The organism is Pseudomonas sp. rhizo66 (genome assembly GCF_031931925.1).
In the GTDB taxonomy this organism is placed as follows: Bacteria; Pseudomonadota; Gammaproteobacteria; order Pseudomonadales; family Pseudomonadaceae; genus Aquipseudomonas.
Map to the genome: position 1 here is coordinate 24,689 of NZ_JAUJWZ010000006.1, position 24,429 is coordinate 49,117.

The window sequence follows — 24,429 nt, forward strand, 5'->3', positions numbered from 1 at the left end:
AACGGTCATGCCGAATAAAGTAGCAGTGGTGACCGGTGGCAGTCGTGGCATCGGCCGGGCGATTGTCCAGACCCTCGCCGGAGCGGGTTATCAGATCGCGTTCAGTTACGTGCGCGATGAAGTCGCGGCGATGGCCTTGCGCGATGAAGTCCAGGCCTCGGGCATCGATTGCCTGGCGTTGCAGTGCGATGTCAGCAGCGGCGACAGCATCAAGGCGTTTTTCGAACGGGTCGATCAGCATTTCCAGCGCATCGATCTGTTGGTCAACAACGCCGGCATCACTCGCGATGGTTTGCTGGCGACGATGTCGGCGCGCGATCTGGTCGAGGTGATCCAGACCAACCTGATCGGCACCATGCTCTGCTGTCAGCAGGTGGTGCCGGGCATGTTGCGCCAGCGCAGCGGTTGCATCGTCAACATCAGTTCGGTGGCGGCGCAGAAGCCCGGTAAAGGCCAAAGCAATTATGCCGCTGCCAAGGGCGGGGTCGAATCCTTGACGCGTGCCCTGGCGGTGGAGCTGGCGCCGCGCAACATTCGCGTCAACGCGGTCGCCCCGGGCATCGTCAAGACCGAGATGAGTACGGCGCTGATCGGCAGTCAGCAGGAGGAAATCCAGTCGCGCCTGCTGATCAAACGCTACGCGGAACCTGAAGAAATTGCCGAAGCGGTGCTGTACCTCGCCGATCGCGGTTTGTACCTGACCGGGGAGGTCCTGTCGGTCAACGGCGGGTTGAAAATGCCATGAGCCGGACCATTCTGATTACCGGTGCGGCCAAAGGCATCGGCCGCGCGGTTGCCGAGAACTTTGCCGCCGACGCCGACAATCGCCTGATCCTGCTAGATCTCGATCTGGCCGAACTGCAACGCTGGGTCGACGAGCGCCAGGAGCAGATCAAGGCGCGGGTCGAAACCCATGCGGCGAACATTGCCGATCTGCCGGCCATGGAAGCGTTGTTCAAGACTCTCGGTTCGCGAGTTGAATACGTCGATGTGCTGGTCAACAGCGCCGGCATCTGCAACGAGAACGAGCCGGAGGATCTGCACAACTGGCACAAGGTGATTTCGGTCAACCTCAACGGCACGTTCTACGTGACCTCGTTGTGTCTGGCGCTGATGCCTGACCGTGGGCGGATCATCAACATGTCGTCGATCCTCGGCCGTGCCGGCAAGGTGCGCAACACCGCGTACTGCGCCTCCAAGCACGGCATCGTCGGCATGACCAAGGCGCTGGCGCTGGATCTCGCTTCGCGGCAGATCACCGTCAATGCGATTCTGCCGGCGTGGATCGATACGCCGATGTTGCAGGGTGAACTGGCGACGCAAGCGGCAATTGCCGGTTTGACTCAGGAGCAGATCGTACGCAACGCGAAGAAGAAACTGCCGATGCGCCGTTTCATCCAGAGCGAAGAAGTGGCGGCGATGGTGCGTTACCTGGCCAGCCCCGAGGCTGGCGGAGTGACCGCCCAGAGTCTGGTGATTGATGGCGGTGTCGGGTTGGGAATGTAGCGATGCCTCGATTTCACAACAGTCACATCGTGGGTGCGGTGTGGGCGTGCATGGCTGCGCCCACCGCGATGGCCGAGTTTACCGTCGCTGATCTGAAGCCCGATTACGCCGACGGTGAAGTTGGCGTAGCCACGGCCGTTCGCCTGCACGGCGACGATCAGGTCACACAAAAAGCCGTGTATTTCAAAGCCAACCTGGAAGACAACTGGGAGGGCGGTTACTACAAGGCCAAGGGCCGCGTGCGTTACGACGCACGCTACGACGGCAACAATCCGTACAGCGAGCGGGCGCGGGACAAGTACCGTTTCGACGCCGATTGGCGGCACCTCTACGTCGGCCATTCGCTGGGTGACGGAGAGGTGACGGTGGGCTGGCAGCAAGTGGTCTGGGGCCGCGCGGATGAATTGCGCGTGCTCGATCAGATCAACCCGCTGGACTATCGCGACGGTTTGACGCCGCTGCTGGAAGACAGCCGCATCGCCGTGCCCATGGTGCGTTTTGCGCAACCGGTGGGCGAGTGGGAACTGGAGGCGCTGTGGATCACTGACTTCGTGAAAAACCGGGCGCCGGTAGAGGGCAGTGAATTTGCCGCGCCACTTTTTGCTACGCCGGACCCGCAGTATTTCCTGCTCGATTCCAAACCCGGCTATGACGGCGACAAGGGCTATTCCTATGGCTTGAGCGCCAATGGCCGGATCGGCGCGGTGGACACCAGTTTTGTTGCCTTGAGCGCCCGTCAGCAAGACCCGGTGTACGCGGTCGAAGGCCTCGCCGATGACGGCCGTACGCGGCTGGAACGGCAGTTTCCCCGTTACACCATGGGCGGTGCCGGGCTGGCGATCGACGCCGGGCACAGCATCGTCGTGCGCAGCGAGGTCGCGTATTTCGACAACTGGCGCGTGACTAATCCGACCCGCGCCCACGGCGCCGACAGCACGCCGATGGTCAAGTCGTTGCTGGGCGTCGACTACCTGTTGCGCGACTGGCTGATTTCCGCGCAGTGGCAGGAACAAGTGCTGCTCGACTGGCAGGACGGCATGTTGCAGGACAAACACGAACCGCTGTTCACCCTGTCGGCCGAAGGCACCCATTGGCAGGATCGGCTCAAGAGTCGTCTGGTGGTCGCTGGCTCACCGCCGTTTCAGGACGACGCCTTGCTGCAAGGCATCTTCACCTACAAGCCGGTCGACTACATCAAGCTCGGGCTGGAAGTCGACGTGTTCTTCGGCAAGCCCGAGAAGACTTTCGGCGAGTACAGCAAGCGCGATCAAGTGCGGCTGTCGGCCGGTTATCTGTTCTGACCCATCACGCCTGCCGCTTTCGTGCGCAGGTGCACTCATCCAACGAAAAGGAAGTTGTCATGTTGCCGTTTTTGAAAAGTCTGACCACCGCCGCACTGATCCTCGGTAGCGCCTGCGCCAGTGCCGCCGAGGCTGGCAATGCCGATGAAATCATCCGTCAGGTACGCGATCGCAATGACGGGAACAGCTTCATGTCCCAGGTTTCGCTGATCCTGCATGACAAGAAAGGCAATACCCGCGTTCGCGAGTTCACCTACCTGCAAAAGGATTACCCGGACAGCGACAAATTCAGCATGTACTTTTCCGCGCCGACTGACGTCCGTGACGTTGCCTTCCACATCGAAAACCCGCACGAAACTCTCGGCCTGGAAGACAGCCAGTGGATGTACCTGCCGGTCAGCCGCCAGACCCGCCGCATCTCCACTACCGACAAGCGCGGCTCGTTCATGGGCAGTGAGTATTCGTACGCCGATCTGGACAAGATCCGCGTCAAGGATTACTCGCAGAAACTCGTTGGCGAGGAACAGATCAAGGGCCGCGACTGCTACGTGATCGAGCGCGAACCGGCCTCTCCCGAGGTGCTGGCCAAGACTGGTTACAACAAACTGAAGGTGTGGATCGACAAGCAGAATTTCCTGGTCATGCGTCAGGACTTCTTCGACGTCAAAGGTGTGCTGATCAAGCAGATGCGCACTCAGAAAGTCGCGACCATCGACTCGATCGACAGCATTGTGCTCAGTGAAACCGAGCACTTCATCGACGGCACGCGTTCGGAAATGCGCTTCAACCAGTTGCAGTACAACGTCTCTCTGGAAGACCGCCTCTTCACCCAGACCGCCATCAAGCGCGGGCTGAAAACCGGTGACCTGCCGGAATTTGCCGTGTCTGCCCGCTAAGCGCCGACCCCGACCACCTGGAACCGCATGATCATGGAAAGATATCTGAATTTCGTCGAGCGCTATGCGCGGGCGATTGTTTTCCTACTGGTGGCGATTACGGCGTATTTCACCTATACGCTGGGCGCGCTGGTGTCCGACACCAACCCTTATCTGCTCAAGGAAAGCCACCCGGCGCGCAAGACCATCATCGATTTGCAGGGTGAGTTCACTGGCACGTTCGACTCGGTGATGGTGGCGCTGAACAACCCACAAACGGTGTTCAACAAATCGACGCTCAACGCGCTGTTTTCGATGTCGCAGTCGGTGCGCAAGATGATTCTGGCCAACGATACCGACAAGGAGCAATTGGCGCAGATCGTTGCCCGGCATGCAGACGACAGCCGTGCGCAGTTGTTGACCCGGGACATTCTTGAGGGCGGTTTTTCGCAGAACGATTACGCCAACGCCAAGGCATTGCGTGATCATGCCCAAAGCCAGAACTGGGACGCTCATGATCAGCTGTTCCTGACCTTTCTCGCCGAGCGGATCAACCCGATCCGCGAAATGGCCTCGATGGGCGACCTGGAAAATATCGTCCTGACCGACGACGGCGAATTGTTGATCCACAAAACCCTGAATGCCTATGACATGGACCCGGCGCTGGTCGAGTCGCAGATCATGGGCAACGAATTGATGGTCGACGGGGTGGTGTCCAAGGACAAGAAAGTCGCGATGCTGGTGGCCGAGCTTGGCACCAAGCAGGACGACGCCCAGGCGCAATTGCGCGCCTATCAGATTGTGCGCGGCATCGTCGCGCAATATCAGGCCGAGCATCCGGAGTACAAGGACGAAATCTTCATTGCCGGCATGCCGATCTTTATCGCCGCGCAGCAGGAGATCATCGATCACGACTTGGCCGTGCTGTTCCCGATCGTGTTTTTGCTGATTACCTTGCTGCTGATTTTCTTCTTCCGCAAACCACTGGGCGTGCTGTTGCCGCTGTTCAACATTCTGTTCTGCACCATCTGGACCTTGGGCCTGATGGCGCTGTTGCGGGTGCCGTTCGACCTGCTGACCAGTGTGCTACCGGTGTTCCTGTTCACCATTTGCTGCTCGGATGCGATCCACGTGATGGCTGAATATTACGAGCAGAAAAACGCGGGCAAGAGCAATCGCGAGGCCAACCGAGAAACCCAGCGCTTGATGGTGGTGCCGGTGGTGTTGACGACCGTGACGACCATCGCCACGTTCATGATTTCCACCACCAACAACATTGTCAGCATCCGCAATTTCGGCGTGTTCATGTCGATCGGCCTGACGGCGGCGCTGATTATTTCGCTGTTGCTGATTCCGGCGTGGATTTCCATCTGGGGCAAGGATCAGCCGCAGCAGGCCAAGGCTGAGGTGCACAAGGAATCGATCATCTCGCGGTATCTGGTCGCGTTCTGTGCCTGGATGATCCGCTTTCGCAAACCGATCCTGATGGTCATGCTGCCGCTGCTCGCGCTGGCCACCGTGTTTACCTTCCGCGTCGATATCGAAGACTCCGGCATTGCTTACTTCAAGCCTGAGAGCCACATTCGCGTGTCCGATCAGTTCATCAACCACGCCAAAGTGGCGGGCACGGCGCCGGGATGGATCGCGATCGACAGCAAAGAGCCGCGCGGCGTGCTGACCACCGAAGTGGTGCAGTTCATCGACAAACTCGACCACTTCATCAAGCAGCAACCGAACGTCAGTTACGGCTATTCGCTGGCCACTTACGTCAAGCGCATGAACCTGGTGCTCAATGACATGAACCCGGAGTATCTGCGTGTTCCGAATGCTCTGGAGAAAGTGACATCAGTCAATGACGACGGGCAGATCGAGCGTTTTGAGGTGCCGGGCAATTCGCTGATCGAGCAGCACGTGATGCTGTTCGAAAACGGTGGCGGCTCGGACCTGAACAACGTGCTCAATGCCGATTTTTCCAAAGCCTTGACCCTGTACACCATGACCTCGTCGGTCGCCAGCGACTATCAGGGCATGCTCGACCGCCTCGATGCCTGGCTGCTGGTGAACAAACCGGCCAACCTTGAGGTGACGCACGCTGGCACGCCGTTGATCTGGACGGGCGTGCTGCAGGAAATCACTCAGGGTCAGGTACTGAGTTTTTCCCTGGCCTTGCTGGTCGTTACGCTGATGATGATGTACTGGCTCAAATCGGTCCGCCTCGGTGTGCTCGGCATGTTGACCTTGCTGACCACCTCGGTGACGGTCTACGGCTTCATGTTCCTGTTCGGTATCGAGCTGAACATCGGCACGACGCTGGTGACGTTCCTGGTGGTCGGTGTGGTGGATTACGCGGTGCACCTGCTGTCGCGCATCAAATTGCTGGTGCAGCAGGGCATTGAGATCGACGCGGCTATTTTGCAGGCGATGCACAGCGTCGGCCGCTCTACGGTGATCAACGTGGTGATCTTCTCCGTAGGCTTCATGGCGCTGCTGTTTTCCGACTTCAAGCCGATTGTCGATCTGGGCGCACTGGTGGCGATGGCGCTGTTTTCCAGCGGGGTCATGACCATTGTCCTGGTGACGCTGGTATCGCCGTGGTTCTTTGCGGCGATTGCGCCGGTGCATGCACCGGCCCCGGCATTGCGCACAGAGGGGGAGCCGGTACCGGGCTGATTCGCCAACGCGCGGGCGCGCCTGCGCTGAGACGGCAGGCGAGTCGGGTCATGCGGTGCAGCAGGGTTTTCAGTTCAGTGTATTGACCGGGTTTTTTTCGCCATAGCGGGCGATGCGTTCGAACTGACATTCCTGGCGGGCATCGTTGAGGTTGCTTTCAAACGCCTCGAGGCCATCATGCAATTGCTGCAAATCGCCGATCTGGGTCACCAGTTCGGCTTTTTTTTCGGCGATGGCTCGTTGTGCCATGTCCCACGGGAATTCGTCGCCGCGGTAGTTGTTGAGGATCACCTGCAGCTCTTTGAGCTTGAAGCCCAGTTGCTGGGCGCACTTGATGAACGTCAACACCTCGACACTTTGCTGGCTGTAGATGCGGTATTTGCCTTCACGCTTGGGTTCGGGCAACAGGCCGATTTCTTCGTAATGGCGAATGCTTTTGACTGTGGTGCCCGACAGCTGGGCGGCTTTGCCGATATACATAAGGTCCGTCTCGATGATCAAACATAGCGTAGCGCGATCGGGCGTCATGCCGGATCGGCGGCGATTATATGTCCAATACCATCTGAAAATTGCAACTGCGCGTAAATCACGTGCACAGGCGACGGACGGGCTCGTGAACGAAGCCCGAAAAGGCACTGACGGCGGCGGGTGCGCCGTCAGCTGAGGCGGCTGGATAGCCTTAGACGGCGGCGGTCACGCGCGCCTGTTCCAGCCAGGCATCGCGCTGGTTTGGCTTGGAGCCGAGGATCGGCCCGAAGGTCAGCGTCTTCAGTGGCTTGATGCCGCAGAATTCCAGCGTGGTCTTGCGCATCTGATTCAGCCCCGGCATGCCATAGATCCATTTGTAGTACCAGTACGGCGTGTCCATGGTCACCAGCAAATGCGCGGTGCGGCCCTTGAGCAGCTTGTCGGGGAAGGCTTTGCCTTCGCGGTATTTGAAGGCGAAACCCGGCAGGAAGATCCGGTCGACGAAGCCTTTCAACAGTGCCGGAATCCCGCCCCACCAGATCGGATAGACGAAAGTGAGGTGCTCGGCCCAAGTGATGTCGGCCTGCGCTTGCAGCAGGTCCGGCTCCAGTGGCTGCACCTTGTTGTAGCCTTCGTGCAGGACCGGATCGAACTCCAGCGCATCCAGACGCAGCAGCCGAACGTCATGCCCGGCATCCTTGGCGGCCTGAACGTAAGTCTCACTCAATGCCCCGCAAAAGCTGTCGGTGGAGGGGTGACCCAGTATCACGAGCATTCGTTTGCTCATTGTGTGTACTCCTGAAATGAAGCTCACAGGATAGAGTCTGCCCCTAGCGGTAGAGTCAAGGCACCAGCGCATCAAACAAGGCCCGGGCGTAACCGGGCAGGTGGTCGAAGTCCCGCGCACACAGTTGCAAGGTGCGATGGGCCCAGACTTCGTCCAGCGGCCGGCACGTTACCGAGTGCACCGCCGCCCAGCGCTCGATGGCCACCTTGGGCACGATGGCCAGCCCCGCACCTCGCGCCACCATGCGCATGACCCCCTCGAAGCCATCGGCGCGGATCCGGATCGACATGCGCTGGCCGATATGCAGCGCTTGTTCCTCCAGATGAATTGCCAGCGCGCTGTGGCTGCCAAGCGCTACATAGTCGTGCGCCAGGGTTTCACCAAACGTCAGCGACGGCCGACTCGCCAGAGCATGGTCGGGGGGCAGGATCAGTACTAATGGATCGTCGCGAAAGGGCCAAGTTTGCAGGCCGTGGGTGTCGACCGCATCGGAAACAATCCCCAGGTCCGCCGCACCCTGACGCAAGGCGTGAGTGATGCGCGCGCTGGGCAGTTCCTGCAAGTCGATATCGAGATTGGGATGATCGCGCAGGAAGTCCGCGAGTACTTCCGGCAGGTATTCGGTGATCGCTGTGGTGTTGCACAGTAGTCGTACCTGACCTTTGACGCCTTGGGCATAGTCGGCCAGATCCTGCTGCAGGCGTTCGGCTTGTTGCAGGAGGATGCGCGCGTGCTGGGCGAGGGCTTTTCCGGCGGCCGTGGGCGTGACGCCACGGCGGCCACGCTGAAGAAAATCGACGCCAAGCGAGGCTTCCATGGCGCGGATTCTGGCGCTGGCGGCGGCCAGGGATAAATGGCTGCGGGCGGCGCCGGCGGTGATGTTGCCGGTGTCGAGGATGTGCAGGTAGAGGCGCAGGTCGGTGAGGTCGAAGTGCATGGTTGGCAGCCTCTGGTTTTTTTGTGGTGTCTGGGCGGGCCTCATCGCTGGCAAGCCAGCTCCCACAGGTTTCAGTGTTGATCTGAAAATGTTTGAACAACAAAAATACTGTGGGAGCTGGCTTGCCAGCGATGGGGCCAGAGGCTTCAAAGAAAATATCAGCCTCTTGTATGGGCAGAGGCAGCCTCAGTATATGGCAGATTTTCCGCCAACCCCGACTGGCGCACAGTAGCGCCATGAACGCACTCACGGATTTCTACCAACACCTCGGTCTGGCCCTGTCTTTGCTGGTCATCGCGACCTTCATCCTTGCCGGCCTGATCAAAGGCGTGATCGGCCTCGGCCTGCCCACCGTCGCCATGGGCTTGCTCGGTCTGGCTATGGCGCCGTCGCAGGCAGCTGCATTGCTGATCATCCCGGCAACCCTGACCAATGTCTGGCAACTGGCATTCGGCGGGCATTTGAAAGTACTGATCAAACGCCTCTGGCCAATGCTGCTGATGATCTTCATCGGCACTGCAATCGGTACGTTATCGATCGGCATGGCGGGCGGGCATTGGGTGGTGCGCGGGTTGGGCGCGGCGTTGGTGCTCTATGCGTTGAGCGGACTGTTTTTACCAACGCTGCGCATTAACCCGCGCCATGAAACCTGGCTCGGCCCAGTGTGCGGTTTGATCACCGGCGTAATCACCTCGGCTACCGGCGTCTTCGTGATTCCGGCGGTGCCGTACCTGCAAGCACTGGGCTTGAATCGCGATCAACTGGTGCAGGCGCTGGGCCTGTCATTCACCGTTTCGACGCTGGCGTTGGCCGCAGGATTGCTCTGGCGTGGCGCCCTCGGTGGCGGCGAACTGAGTGCTTCGCTGCTGGCGCTGATTCCGGCCATTCTCGGCATGTTGCTTGGCCAATGGCTGCGCGAACGGATCAGCGCCGTGCTGTTCAAGCGGGTGTTCTTTGTCGGCGTGGGCGCGCTCGGCGCTCATTTGTTGATCAGCGGTTAGCCGAGGCTTCGCTGAGCATGTCGATCTGGCGGAAATCAAAATCGCGCTCCAGATAATCCATGCGCCGTTCAAAGAATGCCTTCATATGCGGCAGATTCGAATGCACATCCAGATGCGCCTGGGAGGCCCAGATCTCGTAGAAGATGAACAGCGTCGGATCTTCTTTGTCGCGCAGCATGTGGTACTCGATGCAACCCGGCTCCGCGCGGCTCGGCTCAACGTAGGCACGAAACAGCGCTTCGAAAGCCTCGGCCATATCCGGGCGGGTCTTGGCGTGCAGGATAAAACCCAAGCGTTCACTCATCACAACGACTCCTCACATTCAGAATGCCGCCGATGTTATTGCAACAATCGGTGATGGATTCGTGCTTTTTTATCAAATGTATTTTGCGCAATCAGGCCTTATTCCGCGCGAGGCGGATCGTTAATCTGCCGCCATTCCAGTTTCCCTTCTCCATCCAGCCCAATGGCTGCGCCGAGGCTTTCTCATGAAAAAAGTGCTGTTGCTCAATGGTGGCAAGAAATTCGCTCACTCCGACGGTCGCTACAACACCACCCTGCACGAAGCCGCACTGAGCGTGCTCGATCGCGGCGGTGTCGACGTCAAGACCACGTTCATCGACGAGGGCTACGACGTTGCTGAAGAAGTCGCCAAATTCCTCTGGGCCGACGTGATCATTTACCAGATGCCAGGCTGGTGGATGGGCGCGCCATGGACGGTGAAAAAGTACCTCGACGAAGTCTTCACCGAAGGTCACGGCAGCCTCTACGCCAGCGACGGCCGCACCCGTTCCGATGCGTCGCAGAAGTACGGCAGCGGCGGTCTGATTCAGGGCAAGCAATACATGCTGTCGCTGACCTGGAACGCACCGCAGCAAGCCTTCGATGATCCGACTGATTTCTTTGAGGCCAAAGGTGTCGACGCGGTGTACTTTCCGTTTCACAAGGCCAATGAGTTTCTGGGCATGACCGCGTTGCCGACGTTCCTCTGTGTCGACGTGATGAAGCGGCCGAATATCGAGGCTGATTTGGCGCGCTACGAGCAGCATTTGACTGAGGTGTTTGGCCTCAAGGCTTGAGTGTTTCAAGCTACTATCGGTGGTAACAGCAAAAGATCGCAGCCTTCGGCAGCTCCTACAAAGAGTTGCAGTCATCTGCGATCTTGGCGATCTCAAAGAGGACACCCGTGAAAGCCAGATCCGATGAGTTGCAGATTTTCGTCTGCGTGATCGAATGCGGTTCGATTTCCGCCGCCGCCGAACAGGTCGGGCAAACGCCGTCGGCGGTCAGTCGCACGTTGTCGAAGCTGGAAGCCAAGCTCGATACCACGCTGATCAACCGCACCACGCGGCGCATGGATCTGACCGAAGAGGGCAAGTATTTCTTCGAACACGCCAAGCTGATTCTCGATCAGATGGATCAACTCGAAGAACGCCTGTCCTCGCGCCAGCAAACCCCGTCCGGACGCTTGCGGATCAACGCCGCGTCACCGTTCATGCTTCACGCGGTGGTCCCGTACATCGACGAATTCCGCCGGCTCTATCCGGACATCCAGCTTGAACTCAACAGCAATGACCTGATCATTGACCTGCTGGAACAAAGCACCGACGTCGCCATCCGCATCGGCACCCTCGCCGACTCGACGTTGCACGCGCGTTCGCTCGGTTGCAGTCCGCTGCTGATCGTCGCCAGCCCCGCGTATCTGGAAAAGCACGGCGCGCCGCAGCAAGTCGCGGACTTGAGCGAACACGCCTTGCTCGGCTTCACCCAGAACGAAGGCCTCAACCAATGGCCGCTGCGCTATGTGCACGGCGATCGCTGGCCAATCACCCCGGCCATCAGCGCCTCCAGCGGCGAGACCGTGCGGCATCTGGTGCTGGAAGGGCAGGGCATCGCTTGCCTGTCGCATTTCATGACCATCGATGACATTCGGGCCGGGCGCCTGAAAGTCCTGCTCGGTGAATTCAACAGCGGTTATCGCCAGCCGATCAACGCCGTGTACTACCGGAACTCGCAACTGGCGTTGCGCATTCAGTGCTTCCTCGACTTTATCCAGAGCAAACTCGCCGCTTACGCCAGCGCCGATTTCAAGGGTTGATTCGTGACCTCTGCGCAACAGTGATTTGGCTGAGGGCGGGTTTTTCCCTCGGATCCACAGGCCGATACTCGTCCCATCACTTATTCACGCAGGGAGTTTCTCCATGAACGTATTCGTCACCGGCGCTGCCGGTTTTATCGGCGGCTCGATCGCGAGCGGCCTGGTCAAGGCCGGGCATCAAGTCACCGGTCTGGTGCGCAACCCTGAACAAGCGGCTGAGCTCAAGGCACTGGGCATGACCCCGGTCATCGGCACCCTCGACGACAACGCACTGCTCGCCGAACAGGCCCGTGCTGCGGACGCGGTGATCAACGCCGCCAGCAGCGACCATCGCGGCGCCGTCGAAGCATTGCTCGAGGCTTTGCGCGGTTCCAACAAAGTGTTCCTGCACACCAGCGGTTCGAGCATCGTCGGCGATGCATCGGGCGGCAAGTCCAGCGATATCATCTACTACGAAGACAACCTGCCGGAACCGACCGTCGACAAAGCCGCGCGCGTGGCCATCGACAACCTGATCCTCGCGGCGGCGCAGGACGGGGTGAACTCCGCCGTCATCTGCAACACGCTGATTTACGGCCACAGCCTGGGCGTCATCCGCGACAGCGTGCAATTGCCGCGTCTGCTCAAGCAGGCCCGTAAAAGCGGCGTCGTGCGCCACGTCGGCACTGGCCAGAACATCTGGTCCAACGTGCACATCGAAGACGTCGTTGCCCTGTATCTGCTGGCCCTGACCAAGAACGTACCGGGTACTTTCTACTTCGTCGAAAGCGGCGAAGCCTCGTTCATCGACATGACCACCGCCATGGCCGAAGCCCTGAACCTGGGTCAACCACAAGACTGGCCACTTAAAGACGCCGAAGCCGAATGGGGCTACGAAATGGCCAATTACGGCCTCGGCTCCAACAGCCGCGTACGCGGCAAACACGCCCGCGAACGGCTGGGCTGGGCACCGAAGCGCACGTCGGTGGTTGAATGGATTCGTAACGAAATGGTGTGATCCGTACGCTACGTCCCACAGGTTTTGCGCATCCTGTCTGGAAGAATGCGATCAAAACTGTGGGAGCGAGCCTGCTCGCGAAAGCGCTGGATCAGTCGGCAAAGATGCTGAATGTGAAGCCGTCTTCGCGAGCAGGCTCGCTCCCACATTGGTTTCTCGTTCACCGAAAAGCCATGTAAATCCCGGCCTACGATTTTCATTAATCACGACAAGACATACCCATCAGCGACACGCCTTGCCTCTCCACGAAAATTACTTTCATACGGTTTGAAATCTCGATCTCGAAATGATTTATGAGTTTCACAACCCATTCGAACGTGACCCTTTCGAGGAGTACCGCATGACGCCTTCCTTCGGCTATTGGCTGCTGGTCTATGCCGCCGTCGCCATCATTGCGCTGATCGTGTTGATCGCCCGTTACCGGCTCAACCCGTTCATTGTCATCACCCTGATTTCCATCGGCCTCGCACTGGTCGCGGGGATGCCGCCGTCGGGGGTAGTGGGGGCGTATGAGGCCGGGGTGGGCAAGACGCTGGGGCATATTGCGCTGGTGGTCGCGCTGGGGACGATGCTCGGCAAAATGATGGCCGAGTCCGGTGGCGCCGAGCAGATGGCGCGCACGTTGATCGATAAATTCGGCGAGAAGAACGCGCACTGGGCGATGGTCTGCATCGCCTTTCTGGTCGGCCTGCCGTTGTTCTTCGAAGTCGGTTTTGTCTTGCTGGTGCCGATTGCCTTTACCGTGGCGCGCCGCGTCGGCGTGTCGATTCTGATGGTCGGTTTGCCGATGGTCGCCGGCCTGTCGGTGGTGCATGCATTGGTGCCGCCGCACCCGGCGGCGATGCTGGCAGTGCAGGCCTATCAGGCGTCGGTCGGGCAGACCTTGCTGTATGCGATCGCCATCGGCATTCCCACCGCGATCATTGCCGGGCCGCTGTACGCCAAATTCATCGTGCCGCGCATTCAATTGCCGGCGGATAACCCGCTGGAAAAGCAATTCCTCGACCGCGAGCCGCGCGACAAACTGCCGGGTTTCGGCATCACCATGGCGACGATTCTGTTGCCGGTGGTGCTGATGTTGATCGGCGGCTGGGCCAATCTGATTTCCACGCCGGGCAGCAGCTTCAACCAGTTCCTGTTGTTCATCGGCAACTCGGTGATCGCCTTGCTGCTGGCGACCTTGCTGAGCTTCTGGACGCTGGGTATCGCCCAGGGTTTCAACCGTGAATCGATTCTGAAATTCACCAACGAATGCCTGGCGCCGACCGCCAGTATCACCCTGCTGGTGGGCGCTGGCGGTGGCTTGAACCGCATTCTGGTGGACGCTGGCGTCACCGATCAGATTGTTGGCCTCGCCCACGAATTTCACCTGTCGCCGCTGCTCATGGGCTGGTTGTTCGCGGCGTTGATGCGCGTCGCCACCGGTTCCGCCACCGTGGCCATGACCACAGCGTCCGGCGTGGTCGCGCCGGTGGCCATTGGTCTGGGTTATCCACATCCTGAGTTGCTAGTGCTGGCGACCGGCGCCGGCTCGGTTATCTTTTCCCACGTCAACGACGGCGGCTTCTGGTTGATCAAGGAATACTTCAACATGACCGTCGCGCAGACGTTCAAGACCTGGACCGTGCTCGAGACGCTGATCTCGCTGGTCGCGTTCGGCCTGACCGTCGGCCTTTCTTACCTGCTGTAACCGGAGCCCGCCGCCCATGGACATCCTCTACCAGATCCGTGCCCGCCAGGATTCCTTCAGCGCCGGCGAAGGTCGCATCGCCCGGCTGATGCTCGATGACGTCGGTTTTGCCGCCAGCGCCAGCCTCGAAGATCTCGCGCAACGCGCCGAGGTCAGCACCGCCACGTTGTCGCGTTTCGCCCGCACGGTGGGCTGCCGCGACCTGCGTGATCTGCGCCTGCAGCTGGCTCAGGCGAGCGGCGTCGGCAGCCGTTTTCTCGATCCGGCGGGCACGCCTGAACAGTCGGCGTTCTACGGGCAGATCGTCGGCGATATCGAAACCACGCTGCGCCAGCATCTGGCCGGATTCGACGAATCGCGCTTTGCCGATGCGGTGAAAATGCTCGGTCAGGCGCGGATGATTCACGCCTTCGGCATGGGCGGTTGCTCGACCCTGTGCAGCGACGAGTTGCAGGTACGCCTGGTGCGCCTCGGCTACCCGATCGCCGTGTGTCATGACGCGGTGATGATGCGCGTCACCGCCGCCAGCCTGAATGCCGAGCAAGTGCTCATCGTCTGTTCGCTGACCGGCATCACCCCGGAGTTGCTGGAGACTGTCGAACTGGCGCGCAACTACGGCGCGCGCATTCTGGCGATCACCCGCGCCGACTCGCCGCTGGCCGAACTGGCCGACATCGTCCTGCCGCTGCAAGGCGCAGAAACCTCGTTCATCTACAAACCGACGGCGGCGCGCTACGGCATGCTGCTCGCCATCGACGTGCTCGCCACCGAGCTGGCGCTGGCCAGTCCTGAAGACAATCAAGAACGTCTGCGGCGGATCAAGCTCGCCCTCGACGAATACCGTGGCGGCAACGATCACCTGCCGCTGGGAGACTGACATGCTGTACGACACGCTGATTCGCAACGCCCTGATCATCGACGGCAGCAACGTGCCCGGTTACCACGCCGACGTGGCGATTCGCGAGGGCCGCATCGAGCGTATCGGTGACTTGCACGACGCCACGGCAACCGAAGAAATCGACGCGGCCGGGCGCGTGCTGGCGCCGGGTTTTATCGATGTGCACACCCACGACGACACCGTGGTCATTCGCCAACCGGAGATGCTGCCCAAGCTCAGCCAGGGCGTGACCACGGTGATCGTCGGCAACTGCGGGATCAGTGCGTCGCCAGTGAGTCTGAAAGGCAATCCGCCGGATCCGATGAACCTGCTCGGCACGGCAGCGGCATTCGTTTACCCACGCTTCAGCGATTACCGCGCGGCGGTGGAAGCGGCGAATACCACGTTGAACGTTGCCGCACTGGTTGGCCACACGGCGCTGCGCAGCAATCACCTCGATGACTTGCTTCGCACCGCGACGCCGGACGAAATCGCCGCGATGCGTGAACAACTGCGCGAAAGTCTGGAGCACGGCGCCTTGGGTTTATCCACAGGCCTGGCGTATGCGAGTGCCTTCAACGCCTCCACCGATGAAGTGAAGCAACTAACCGAAGAACTGACCGCGTTCGGTGCGGTGTACACAACGCACCTGCGCAGTGAATTCGAGCCGGTGCTGGAGGCGATGGAAGAAGCGTTCAGCATCGGCCGTCACTCGCGGTCGCCGGTGATCATTTCCCACCTCAAATGTGCCGGCGTCGGCAACTGGGGGCGCAGTCCGCAGTTGCTCGCCTCATTGGAGGAGGCAGCGAAAAGCCTGCACGTGGGGTGCGATTGCTACCCGTATGCGGCGAGCTCTTCGACGCTGGATCTCAAACAAGTCACCGATGCCCACCGCATCACCATCACCTGGTCGACGCCGCACCCGGAAGTCAGCGGCCGCGACCTGATTGACATCGCCGCCGAATGGGATCTGCCGCTACTTGATGCCGCCAAACGCCTGCAACCGGCGGGCGCGGTGTATTACGGCATGGACGAGGCGGATGTACGAAGAATCCTCGCCCATCCGTTATCGATGGTCGGCTCTGACGGATTGCCGGAAGACCCGTTCCCGCATCCACGTCTGTGGGGCGCTTTCCCACGGGTGTTGGGATATTTCAGTCGTGACGTCGGGCTGTTTCCGCTGCACACCGCCGTGCACAAGATGACCGGTCTGTCGGCGGCGCGGTTTGCTTTGAAGGATCGCGGTGAGATTCGTGAAGGTTATTGGGCGGATCTGGTGTTGTTCGATCCGGCGACTGTGCGTGATGTGGCGGATTTCAATGATCCGCAACGGGCCGCACGGGGCATCGACGGTGTTTGGATCAACGGTGTATTGAGCTATCGCGACGGACAGGCGAATGGGCGTAGGGAAGGGCGGTTTCTGGCACGCGAAGGTGATTTGCGCGAAGGTTTTCATTGATATCCGATGGCGCCAAAAGATCGCAGCCTTCGGCAGCTCCTACAGAGGTATGTGTTGCATTGTAGGAGCTGCCGAAGGCTGCGATCTTTTGATCTATGTCCCATAGTGGCACTGTGCGATTAAAGAAACGCCAGCCCAAGCCGAATTGCTGACATCCACCCCGTCTACACTGTGGGGCCAATCAGTCAGGGAGCACCCCATGAGCTTCGGCAAAACCACCCCGATCCTGCGGATCTTCGATGAAGCCAAAGCTGTCGAGTTTTACGTCGATTTTCTGGGTTTCAAGATCGACTGGCAGCATCGCTTCGAAGCGAATTTTCCGTTGTATCTGCAGGTGTCGCGGGGCGAGTGTGTGTTGCATTTGTCCGAGCATCACGGCGATGCGTGCCCGGGCTCGGCGCTGCGTATCGAGACTGATGAACTGGAGGCGTTTCAGCAGCAGTTGGTGGCCAAGAATTACAAGTTTTCGCACCCGGGTATTCAGGCGATGCCTTGGGGGAGTCAGGACATGACCATCGTCGATCCGTTTGGCAATCGGTTGGTGTTTACCAACGCGATCTGCCTCTGAAGCGAAAAGCCCCTCACCCTAGCCCTCTCCCAGAGGGAGAGGGGACCGATCCGGGGATGCTTGAGAGATACACCGACCTGAACCTGCTCGGTCGAATCCATAATCGACTCGGTCATTCAGGTCGATGTCTAGCGCCAGACACCTCGGTCGGCCCCCTCTCCCTCCGGGAGAGGGCTGGGGTGAGGGTAAATGGCACACCGCAAAAAGAAGCCCGCCACCTAACCATCACAGTTAGCGTCGCGGGCTTTTTCGTTACTCGGTCGGCACTAACCTGTCCAACACACGATTGACGGCCATTTCCGCCACCATCACCACTTGCGCAATACCCTGCAGTGTTTTGCGGTGAGTGCCTTCAACCTGCGCGGCATGGTTGTTGAGCATGACGGTCGCTGAGCCAAGAGTTTCGCTGGCGTCGGCTAACAGGGATTCGGTGTCGGCTTGGGGATTGGCCATGTATAGCGTGTTTGGGGAGTAGGGCGTGGCCATGAGGTCGGCGTTCGTCGGACCGAGGTAGTGCTCGAGGGCGCGTTCGGCGGCTTCGTGGAATTTCTTCGAATCGGCGGATTCGTAGGGGGAGGCCGGGTCGGTGACCGGCGGATTTGGCGTTACTTTGAACATGGGAGCGTACCTTTTAAAGCCGCATCCATTTCGCCGCTAAGCAAAAGGGAGGCAGCTGTGCGCAAGTTAGCGGACCGGTCGCATCCCACCCCGGCGCACCCGAAGGTGCCATGCGCACAGCCACCATTAAGCGCAGGCAAATACCTGACTGGATGATATTCGTGCAGCGGGGAGCGAATGTAGCCGAGCCGCTAAGCTCGATCACTGGGAATCAGTGACGCAATCAAGTTACGCAGCATGCTCAGGGCGCACAAGCCGGCGGATTCTGGCGCAGGCGTAGGCAGTGGCGCAAGGATTTGTGGGTTGTTTCGCGTAACGCTGAGTGTCTTTAAACACCTGTGGTGCGGGATGTTTATTACGCTCAAGTATCGAAGATTTGCCTGTGGGAATTGTTGGCTGCCACTGACGCCATCGCTGGCAAGCCAGCTCCCACAGGTTTATGTGCAAGCAATCGATTTAGTGGACGACTCGGACACTGTGGGAGCTGGCTTGCCAGCGATGAGGCCGGAACAATCACCCCCGATGCATCTGCCGAAACTCCCCCGGCGGCATCCCGCGTCGACTCTTGAACGTGCGGTGAAACGAGCGCGGTTCGGTAAACCCCAGGTACTGCGCAATGTCCTGAATCGGCAGCGTGCTGTTGAGCAGATAATGTTCAGCCAGCTCCTGACGCAAATCATCGAGAATCTGCTGATACGACGTCCCCGCCTGATGCAACTGTCGCTGCAACGTCCGCACGGAAACAGCGAGCTGTTCGGCGACCTGTTCCTTGCGCGGCAACCCCTCCTTGAGCAACTGCCGCAGAATGTTCTTCACCTGCTGTTCCAGCGACGCATCCTCCAGTGTCGCCATCAAGCCCAGCGCATGTTCTTCCAGCGTCCGCAGCAACTGCGCATCGGCCTGACGCAACGGCAACTGCAAATACCCCAACGGCACGACCAGCGCCGAATACGGCTGATCGAACAACACCGGGCAATCGAAAAACGCTTCGTACTGCGCCGGCGTCGCCTCCGCCGGGCATGAATGTTCCAGCCAGACCCCGGCCGGCGACATCTGCGTGTCGGCGATCCAGCGCGCGTATTGCAGCCACGAACCGAGGACATTTTCCACCAAGTGCCGACGAATCCGTGGGCGCTGATAGCGGCAGGTCCAGATCAGATTCACGTGGCCGTCCTGCACCTCGGCGCGGCTGACGCCCATGTCGCCAACCAGTTTTTCGAACGGCATGATTCGGCTCATCGCATCACCGAGGGTCGCGCAGTTCATGGTGATGTAACCGAGCACACTCCACGAATTGGGCAGGACGAAATTCGCCGCGTTGAGGCCGAACAGCGGATCACCCGAGTGTTCGCAAAAATAATCCAGTAAGCGTTCATGCGCCTCACCGGGCAAACGCAGGGTGTTGTCGCTCAACTGCTGCGCCTGCAAACCCGCCGCCGCCAACGCAGGCTCGATGGCCATGCCCAGTTGTTCGGCATGGCGCAGGTACTTGAGCAGGGGCGGAACCGAGGTGAAGCCGAGCGATTGCATGATCCCTTCCTTTGATCGACGGCCGCATGGGCGGATGAAGGCCTGAAAGGTAATTTGAAACCCCGACTAAAGTAAATGGCTGACGCTTGCGCGACGTTTGACTCAATTGGCTACATGAACTGGCCGGATGCGACCGTGACACCTGGCGGCCGCTGGCTAGTATGGAGGCCTGAAATATCACTGATCTGACGGTTAGAAGGACACACGCATGCGACGCTGGAATGGCTGGGGAGATGCAAGCACGGTGGTCGAACTGCCGGCCCAGGGCGCGGAGTTTCTTCATGAAAGACTGGGCGAGGGGCGCGCGCTGCCCGATGCCACGCTGGAATCCGCATTGGTCCGCGTGCCGGCCTCGCGATTGCCGGCGCACACCTTGTACAGCGTCGATGCCCATGACCGCTTGCTGCATGCGCGAGGGCAGAGCCTGCCGGACTGGCTGGCGTTGCGCGAAGGTGCGCTGGGCAATTATCCCGATGCGGTGGCGTTTCCCGAGACCGCCGAACACATCCGCCAGTTGCTGGCGCTCGCTCACGAACAAGACCTGTGCCTGATCCCCTATGGCGGCGGCACGTCGGTGGCCGGGCACATCAATCCAGCAAATTCTGCGCGGCCAGTGGTGACGGTTTCACTGGCGCGGATGAATCGCCTGATCGACCTCGATGAACAGAGCCTGCTGGCGACGTTCGGCCCCGGCGCGAGCGGGCCGCAGGTCGAGAGCCAGTTGCGTGCGAAAGGCTACACGCTGGGGCATTTCCCGCAGTCGTGGGAGTTGTCGACGCTGGGCGGTTGGGTGGCCAGCCGTTCGAGCGGTCAGCAGTCGCTGCGCTATGGCCGCATCGAGCAACTGTTTGCGGGCGGAACCCTGGAAACCTTCGCCGGGCCGCTGCAGATTCCAACCTTCCCGGCCTCGGCTGCCGGGCCGGATCTGCGCGAAGTGGTGCTCGGTTGCGAGGGCCGTTTCGGGATCATTTCCGAGGTCAAGGTGCGGATCAGTGCGTTGCCTGCCGATGAGCGTTTCTACGGTGTGTTTCTTCCCGATTGGCCGCAAGCGCTAAGGGCGATCCGCCAATTGGCTCAGGCACGCGTGCCGCTGTCGATGCTGCGCCTGTCCAACGCGGTGGAAACCGAAACGCAGCTGGCGCTGGCCGGTCATCCGCAACAAATCGCCTGGCTGGAAAAGTATTTGAAGCTAAGGGGAGCGGCAGAGGGCAAATGCCTGCTGACCTTCGGCGTCACCGGCAATCGCCGACAAAATGCATTGTCGCTGACGCAGGCGCGGCAGCATCTGAAGGCCTTTGGCGGCGTATTCACCGGCACCTTGCTCGGCAAGAAGTGGGCGCAGAACCGCTTCCGTTTCCCCTACTTGCGCGAGAACCTGTGGAACGCCGGTTACGTGGTCGACACCCTCGAAACCGCCACCGACTGGAGCAATGTCGACCACCTGCTCAACCTCGTTGAAAACAGCCTGCGCGAAGCCTTGGCCGCCGAGGGCGAGCGCGTGCATGTGTTCACCCACCTGTCCCACGTCTACGGCGAAGGCTCGAGCATCTACACCACCTACGTGTTTCGCCCAGCAGCGGATTACCCCGCGACGCTGGCGCGCTGGCAAGCGCTCAAACACGCGGCCAGCCAGACCATCGTCGACAACCACGGCACCATCAGTCACCAGCACGGCGTCGGCAAGGATCACGCGCCGTACCTGTTGCGTGAGAAGGGCGCACTGGCGATGGACACCTTGCAGGCGCTGAGCAAGCATTTCGATCCGGCCGGGCGCCTCAACCCCGGCACGCTGCTGCCGGAGTGACGGCCATGAGTCAGCACTGGAACGCCGCGTGGCGCCGGCAAATTCTGCCGACGCTGGCCGAGGAAACCTGGGATCTGATCGTCATCGGCGGCGGCATCAGCGGCGCCGGCATCCTGCGTGAAGCCGCGCGCCGAGGCTGGCGCTGTCTGCTGCTGGAACAGCGCGATTTTGCCTGGGGCACCTCCAGTCGATCGTCGAAAATGGTCCATGGCGGTTTGCGCTACATCGCCAAAGGTCAGTGGCGTCTGACCCGCGATTCGGTGCGCGAGCGTCAGCGCTTGCTCGACGAAGCGCCGGGGCTGGTCGAACCGATGAGTTTCCTGATGCCGCACTATCGCGGTGGCTTTCCCGGGCCACGAGTGTTGGGTGGTTTGCTGAGCGTTTACGACGCCTTGGCCGGCCGCCGTAGCCATCGCTTTCATGATGCGCAACAGCTTCGATATCTGGCGCCGGGGGTGAAGGAAAACGACTTGCTCGGTGGCACCTGTTTTGTCGATGCGCTGACCGATGATGCGCGGCTGGTGATGCGTGTGTTGAGCGAAGCGCGGGCTGATGGCGCTGTCGTGGTCAATGGTGTGCGCGTCGAACATTTGCTGCGAGAAAACGGCCGAGTGTGTGGCGTTCAGGTCGAGGATTGCGAGGCCGGTTCGTCATTGCAATTGCGCTGCGGCGTGCTTGCTGTCGCCACCGGCGCCTGGGCTGAACGTTTGCGCCCGCCAGAGGCACCGCGGCAATTGCGACCGTTGCGCGGCAGTCATTTGTTGCTGCCGGGTTGGCGATTGCCGGTGGCGCAGGCATTCACCTTTCTGCATCAGCGCGATCGGCGTCCGGTGTTTGTTTTTCCGTGGGAGGGTGCGACGGTGGTCGGCACTACGGACCTCGATCATCGCGACGATCTGGATCAGAGCGCGAGCATCAGCGGCGAAGAGCTCGACTATCTGCTGGCCGCCTGTACGCAACAGTTTCCCGGCGCCGAAGTGAGCGCGGCGGATGTGCTGTCGACCTGGTCCGGCGTGCGTCCGGTGGTGGGCAGCGCAGGTGCGACTCAAGACAAACCGTCGAACGAAACCCGCGAGCATGTGCTGTGGCAGGAGCCCGGTTGCGTGACACTGGCCGGCGGCAAACTGACCACGTTTCGCCCGCAAGCCATCGAAGTGCTCAAGGCCTGCGCGAGCATGTTGGGTCGCACCTTTGTCGATGACGCCGCGCCAGTGTTTGCCGCTGTACCTGCGTTGCCGATCCCGACACTCAACAGCCATCAGTGGCGACGTCTGGCCGGACGGCATGGCCGAAATCTGCCGAGGCTGGCGCAACTGATCAAAGATGTCGGCCACGAAACTGTCGGCGCTACGGACACGTTATGGGCGGAATTGGCGTTCGCCTGCGAGAGTGAAATGGTTTTGCACCTGGATGATTTACTGCTGCGCCGCACGCGTCTGGGCCTGCTGTTGCCGCGCGGTGGCGAAGAATATTTCACCGCCATCCGCCAACTCTGCCAGCCTCGACTGGGCTGGAGCGACGACCACTGGCAGCAGGAAGTGCAGCGTTATCAGGCGTTGTGGCAACGCCATCACGGTTTACCGGATGCCACGCCTTGATGCCCCTTGAAGAGAGCTCCATGGATAACCACCCGAACAAGCGTTACCTGCTGGCCATCGACAACGGCACCCAGAGCGTGCGCGCGCTGCTCTTCGATTTGCAGGGCAATCTGCTTGGCAAAGGCAAGGTCGAGTTGCAGGCGTATTACTCGGCGCAACCGGGCTGGGCCGAGCAGGATCCGGAGTATTACTGGGCAAAACTCGGCGAGGCGTGCCAGCAGGTCTGGCAGCAGACGGGGATTGATCGCGCGCAGATTGCCGGCGTTTCCCTGACGACTCAGCGCGGCACGGTGATCAACGTCGATGCTGAGGGCAAGCCATTGCGCCCGGCGATTCTGTGGCTCGATCAACGGCAGAGCGAAGTCCAAGGCGGGATCAAAGGACCGTGGGGCTGGCTGTTCAAACTGGTCGGCGCCCAGGCTACCGTGGATTATTTTCGCGCTCAGGCCGAGGCGAACTGGATCGCTCAGCATCAGCCGGAAGTCTGGGCGGCAACAGACAAGTTTTTGCTGCTGTCCGGTTTTCTCACCCATCGCCTGTGCGGGCGTTTTGTCGACTCTGTGGGTTGCTGCGTCGGCTATCTGCCGTTCGACTTCAAACGCCTGAAATGGGCTGCGCCGAGTGACTGGAAATGGCAGGCGCTGGCGGTGCGCCCCGAGCAATTGCCGGGCTTGCACAAACCCGGTGAAACCCTCGGCTACATCACCGCCGAGGCCGCTCGCCATACCGGTATTCCCGAAGGCTTGCCGCTGATTGCGGCCGGCGCCGACAAGGCCTGCGAAGTGGTCGGTTCCGGCGTGATCGATGCGAGCACGGTGTGCCTGTCCTACGGCACCACGGCGACGATCACCAGCACCCGCTCGCGCTATCTGGAAATCGTCCCGTTGATTCCGCCGTATCCATCGGCGGTGCCGGATCAGTACAACTGCGAGGTGATGATTTATCGCGGTTACTGGATGGTCAGCTGGTTCAAGAACGAGTTCGGGTTGCGCGAGATGCAGCAAGCGAAAGAGCAGGGCATCGAACCGGAGCAACTGTTCGATGCCTTGGTCAATGCGGTGCCGCCGGGGTCGATGGGCCTGATGCTGCAACCGTATTGGTCGCCGGGGATTCGCGAGCCGGGTGTCGAGGCGAAAGGCGCGATGATCGGCTTCGGTGATGTGCACACCCGTGCGCATATTTACCGGGCGATTCTGGAAGGGCTGGCGTACGCGTTGCGCCAGGGAATGGAAAACATCGAGCGGCGTTCGAAGGTCTCGGTCAAGCGTTTGCGCGTGGCCGGTGGCGGCTCGCAGAGTGATGCGGCGATGCAGCTCACGGCGAATATTTTCGGCCTGCCGGCGGAGCGTCCGCATGTGTACGAAGCGTCCGGTCTGGGCGCGGCGATTTGCTGTGCGGTGGGGTTGGGACTGCATGCGGATTTCCCCACGGCCATCGCGGCGATGACCCGGGTCGGCGCGGTTTTCACACCGCAGCCCGAGGCGCAGAAAATCTATGAGCAACTGTACAAAGACGTGTACCTGCGCATGTACCGCCAGCTCAAACCGCTGTATCAGAGCATCCGCAAAATCACCGGTTACCCCGCCTAGCAGACCACCACAAATCCCCTGTAGGAGCTGCCGAAGGCTGCGATCTTTTGATCTTG

Annotated in this window: 22 protein-coding genes; 16 read left to right on the plus strand and 6 right to left on the minus strand. The window is 60.4% G+C overall.

From position 1 onward, the window contains the following. The first annotated feature begins 7 nt into the window (after positions 1-7). The 5 genes from QZR14_RS08970 to QZR14_RS08990 are packed head-to-tail and all read left to right on the plus strand — an operon-like array spanning position 8 to position 6,352. The gene (locus QZR14_RS08970; RefSeq protein WP_311996358.1) at positions 8-745 is read left to right on the plus strand and encodes a 3-oxoacyl-ACP reductase family protein; all 738 of its coding nucleotides are present in this window, start codon (positions 8-10) and stop codon (positions 743-745) included. Further along, positions 742-1,506 (plus strand): SDR family oxidoreductase, encoded by a 765-nt coding sequence (locus QZR14_RS08975; protein WP_311996359.1) that lies wholly within the window; start codon positions 742-744, stop codon positions 1,504-1,506. Before QZR14_RS08970 ends, QZR14_RS08975 begins: the two co-directional genes overlap by 4 nt. A gap of 2 nt (positions 1,507-1,508) precedes the next feature. Beyond that, positions 1,509-2,807 carry a DUF1302 family protein gene (locus QZR14_RS08980; protein WP_442967391.1) on the plus strand — a complete coding sequence of 433 codons (1,299 nt, stop codon included), beginning with the start codon at positions 1,509-1,511 and terminating at the stop codon, positions 2,805-2,807. Between the two features lie 59 nt (positions 2,808-2,866). Continuing rightward, complete coding sequence (locus tag QZR14_RS08985) at positions 2,867-3,703, plus strand: outer membrane lipoprotein-sorting protein (protein ID WP_095119577.1); 837 nt, start codon at positions 2,867-2,869, stop codon at positions 3,701-3,703. A 33-nt stretch (positions 3,704-3,736) separates the two neighbouring features. Beyond that, a complete protein-coding gene (locus tag QZR14_RS08990; RefSeq protein ID WP_311996360.1) occupies positions 3,737-6,352 on the plus strand; it encodes an efflux RND transporter permease subunit in 2,616 nt (871 codons plus the stop codon). A 69-nt stretch (positions 6,353-6,421) separates the two neighbouring features. Here the strand turns inward: QZR14_RS08990 and QZR14_RS08995 are convergent, their stop codons facing one another. The 3 genes from QZR14_RS08995 to QZR14_RS09005 all read right to left on the minus strand — a co-directional run bounded on the left by QZR14_RS08995 (position 6,422) and on the right by QZR14_RS09005 (position 8,544). Then, positions 6,422-6,832, minus strand: coding sequence for a MerR family transcriptional regulator (locus QZR14_RS08995; protein ID WP_127925750.1), 411 nt, complete (start codon positions 6,830-6,832; stop codon positions 6,422-6,424). 199 nt (positions 6,833-7,031) lie between these two features. Beyond that, positions 7,032-7,607 carry an NAD(P)H-dependent oxidoreductase gene (locus tag QZR14_RS09000; RefSeq protein WP_095051034.1) on the minus strand — a complete coding sequence of 192 codons (576 nt, stop codon included), beginning with the start codon at positions 7,605-7,607 and terminating at the stop codon, positions 7,032-7,034. A gap of 55 nt (positions 7,608-7,662) precedes the next feature. Beyond that, positions 7,663-8,544: a LysR substrate-binding domain-containing protein gene (locus tag QZR14_RS09005; RefSeq protein ID WP_250607033.1), complete on the minus strand. Its 882-nt coding sequence runs from the start codon at positions 8,542-8,544 to the stop codon at positions 7,663-7,665. A 236-nt stretch (positions 8,545-8,780) separates the two neighbouring features. Here QZR14_RS09005 and QZR14_RS09010 point away from each other — a divergent pair, with 236 nt between their 5' ends. Then, positions 8,781-9,545, plus strand: a complete 765-nt coding sequence (locus tag QZR14_RS09010; RefSeq protein WP_250607034.1) for a sulfite exporter TauE/SafE family protein — start codon at positions 8,781-8,783, stop codon at positions 9,543-9,545. Here the strand turns inward: QZR14_RS09010 and QZR14_RS09015 are convergent. Continuing rightward, positions 9,535-9,849 carry a putative quinol monooxygenase gene (locus QZR14_RS09015; protein WP_311996361.1) on the minus strand — a complete coding sequence of 105 codons (315 nt, stop codon included), beginning with the start codon at positions 9,847-9,849 and terminating at the stop codon, positions 9,535-9,537. The two genes, QZR14_RS09010 and QZR14_RS09015, sit on opposite strands and share 11 nt — an antisense overlap. Positions 9,850-10,033: 184 nt before the next feature. Here QZR14_RS09015 and QZR14_RS09020 point away from each other — a divergent pair, with 184 nt between their 5' ends. The 7 genes from QZR14_RS09020 to QZR14_RS09050 all read left to right on the plus strand — a co-directional run bounded on the left by QZR14_RS09020 (position 10,034) and on the right by QZR14_RS09050 (position 17,234). Continuing rightward, positions 10,034-10,624, plus strand: coding sequence for an NAD(P)H-dependent oxidoreductase (locus QZR14_RS09020; RefSeq protein ID WP_311996362.1), 591 nt, complete (start codon positions 10,034-10,036; stop codon positions 10,622-10,624). A 107-nt stretch (positions 10,625-10,731) separates the two neighbouring features. Then, positions 10,732-11,643 (plus strand): LysR family transcriptional regulator, encoded by a 912-nt coding sequence (locus QZR14_RS09025; RefSeq protein WP_311996363.1) that lies wholly within the window; start codon positions 10,732-10,734, stop codon positions 11,641-11,643. A 103-nt stretch (positions 11,644-11,746) separates the two neighbouring features. Beyond that, positions 11,747-12,640, plus strand: coding sequence for an NAD-dependent epimerase/dehydratase family protein (locus QZR14_RS09030; protein WP_311996364.1), 894 nt, complete (start codon positions 11,747-11,749; stop codon positions 12,638-12,640). Positions 12,641-12,980: 340 nt separating this feature from the next. Beyond that, positions 12,981-14,330 carry a GntP family permease gene (locus QZR14_RS09035; protein ID WP_311996365.1) on the plus strand — a complete coding sequence of 450 codons (1,350 nt, stop codon included), beginning with the start codon at positions 12,981-12,983 and terminating at the stop codon, positions 14,328-14,330. A 16-nt stretch (positions 14,331-14,346) separates the two neighbouring features. Continuing rightward, positions 14,347-15,207 (plus strand): MurR/RpiR family transcriptional regulator, encoded by an 861-nt coding sequence (locus QZR14_RS09040; RefSeq protein WP_311996366.1) that lies wholly within the window; start codon positions 14,347-14,349, stop codon positions 15,205-15,207. A gap of 1 nt (position 15,208) precedes the next feature. Beyond that, positions 15,209-16,666, plus strand: a complete 1,458-nt coding sequence (locus tag QZR14_RS09045) for an N-acyl-D-amino-acid deacylase family protein (RefSeq protein ID WP_311996367.1) — start codon at positions 15,209-15,211, stop codon at positions 16,664-16,666. A gap of 199 nt (positions 16,667-16,865) precedes the next feature. Next, positions 16,866-17,234, plus strand: coding sequence for a glyoxalase superfamily protein (locus tag QZR14_RS09050; RefSeq protein WP_311996368.1), 369 nt, complete (start codon positions 16,866-16,868; stop codon positions 17,232-17,234). A gap of 252 nt (positions 17,235-17,486) precedes the next feature. On the opposite strand, the gene QZR14_RS09055 is transcribed toward QZR14_RS09050, so the two are convergent. After that, on the minus strand, positions 17,487-17,852 hold the full coding sequence (locus tag QZR14_RS09055) for a DUF6124 family protein (protein ID WP_250607043.1): 366 nt from the start codon (positions 17,850-17,852) through the stop codon (positions 17,487-17,489). 513 nt (positions 17,853-18,365) lie between these two features. Further along, on the minus strand, positions 18,366-19,382 hold the full coding sequence (gene gliR / locus QZR14_RS09060; RefSeq protein ID WP_311996369.1) for an AraC family transcriptional regulator GliR: 1,017 nt from the start codon (positions 19,380-19,382) through the stop codon (positions 18,366-18,368). A 208-nt stretch (positions 19,383-19,590) separates the two neighbouring features. Between gliR and QZR14_RS09065 the strand changes: the two genes are divergently transcribed. From QZR14_RS09065 to QZR14_RS09075, 3 genes are read left to right on the plus strand one after another with little or no spacing between them, the layout of a single operon-like run. Beyond that, a complete protein-coding gene (locus QZR14_RS09065; protein ID WP_311996370.1) occupies positions 19,591-21,186 on the plus strand; it encodes an FAD-binding oxidoreductase in 1,596 nt (531 codons plus the stop codon). Positions 21,187-21,191: 5 nt separating this feature from the next. After that, complete coding sequence (locus QZR14_RS09070; protein ID WP_311996371.1) at positions 21,192-22,784, plus strand: glycerol-3-phosphate dehydrogenase/oxidase; 1,593 nt, start codon at positions 21,192-21,194, stop codon at positions 22,782-22,784. A 20-nt stretch (positions 22,785-22,804) separates the two neighbouring features. Beyond that, positions 22,805-24,373: an FGGY-family carbohydrate kinase gene (locus tag QZR14_RS09075; protein ID WP_311996372.1), complete on the plus strand. Its 1,569-nt coding sequence runs from the start codon at positions 22,805-22,807 to the stop codon at positions 24,371-24,373. Positions 24,374-24,429: the final 56 nt, after the last annotated feature.

What these genes read in the sequence shown, in the direction of transcription:
- QZR14_RS08970 (WP_311996358.1), top strand. Translation starts at nt 8, where the DNA reads ATGCCGAATAAAGTAGCAGTGGTGACCGGTGGCAGTCGTGGCATCGGC.
- QZR14_RS08975 (WP_311996359.1), top strand. Translation starts at nt 742, where the DNA reads ATGAGCCGGACCATTCTGATTACCGGTGCGGCCAAAGGCATCGGCCGC.
- QZR14_RS08980 (WP_442967391.1), top strand. Translation starts at nt 1,509, where the DNA reads ATGCCTCGATTTCACAACAGTCACATCGTGGGTGCGGTGTGGGCGTGC.
- QZR14_RS08985 (WP_095119577.1), top strand. Translation starts at nt 2,867, where the DNA reads ATGTTGCCGTTTTTGAAAAGTCTGACCACCGCCGCACTGATCCTCGGT.
- QZR14_RS08990 (WP_311996360.1), top strand. Translation starts at nt 3,737, where the DNA reads ATGGAAAGATATCTGAATTTCGTCGAGCGCTATGCGCGGGCGATTGTT.
- QZR14_RS08995 (WP_127925750.1), bottom strand. Translation starts at nt 6,832, where the DNA reads ATGTATATCGGCAAAGCCGCCCAGCTGTCGGGCACCACAGTCAAAAGC.
- QZR14_RS09000 (WP_095051034.1), bottom strand. Translation starts at nt 7,607, where the DNA reads ATGAGCAAACGAATGCTCGTGATACTGGGTCACCCCTCCACCGACAGC.
- QZR14_RS09005 (WP_250607033.1), bottom strand. Translation starts at nt 8,544, where the DNA reads ATGCACTTCGACCTCACCGACCTGCGCCTCTACCTGCACATCCTCGAC.
- QZR14_RS09010 (WP_250607034.1), top strand. Translation starts at nt 8,781, where the DNA reads ATGAACGCACTCACGGATTTCTACCAACACCTCGGTCTGGCCCTGTCT.
- QZR14_RS09015 (WP_311996361.1), bottom strand. Translation starts at nt 9,849, where the DNA reads ATGAGTGAACGCTTGGGTTTTATCCTGCACGCCAAGACCCGCCCGGAT.
- QZR14_RS09020 (WP_311996362.1), top strand. Translation starts at nt 10,034, where the DNA reads ATGAAAAAAGTGCTGTTGCTCAATGGTGGCAAGAAATTCGCTCACTCC.
- QZR14_RS09030 (WP_311996364.1), top strand. Translation starts at nt 11,747, where the DNA reads ATGAACGTATTCGTCACCGGCGCTGCCGGTTTTATCGGCGGCTCGATC.
- QZR14_RS09035 (WP_311996365.1), top strand. Translation starts at nt 12,981, where the DNA reads ATGACGCCTTCCTTCGGCTATTGGCTGCTGGTCTATGCCGCCGTCGCC.
- QZR14_RS09040 (WP_311996366.1), top strand. Translation starts at nt 14,347, where the DNA reads ATGGACATCCTCTACCAGATCCGTGCCCGCCAGGATTCCTTCAGCGCC.
- QZR14_RS09045 (WP_311996367.1), top strand. Translation starts at nt 15,209, where the DNA reads ATGCTGTACGACACGCTGATTCGCAACGCCCTGATCATCGACGGCAGC.
- QZR14_RS09050 (WP_311996368.1), top strand. Translation starts at nt 16,866, where the DNA reads ATGAGCTTCGGCAAAACCACCCCGATCCTGCGGATCTTCGATGAAGCC.
- QZR14_RS09055 (WP_250607043.1), bottom strand. Translation starts at nt 17,852, where the DNA reads ATGTTCAAAGTAACGCCAAATCCGCCGGTCACCGACCCGGCCTCCCCC.
- gliR (WP_311996369.1), bottom strand. Translation starts at nt 19,382, where the DNA reads ATGCAATCGCTCGGCTTCACCTCGGTTCCGCCCCTGCTCAAGTACCTG.
- QZR14_RS09065 (WP_311996370.1), top strand. Translation starts at nt 19,591, where the DNA reads ATGCGACGCTGGAATGGCTGGGGAGATGCAAGCACGGTGGTCGAACTG.
- QZR14_RS09070 (WP_311996371.1), top strand. Translation starts at nt 21,192, where the DNA reads ATGAGTCAGCACTGGAACGCCGCGTGGCGCCGGCAAATTCTGCCGACG.
- QZR14_RS09075 (WP_311996372.1), top strand. Translation starts at nt 22,805, where the DNA reads ATGGATAACCACCCGAACAAGCGTTACCTGCTGGCCATCGACAACGGC.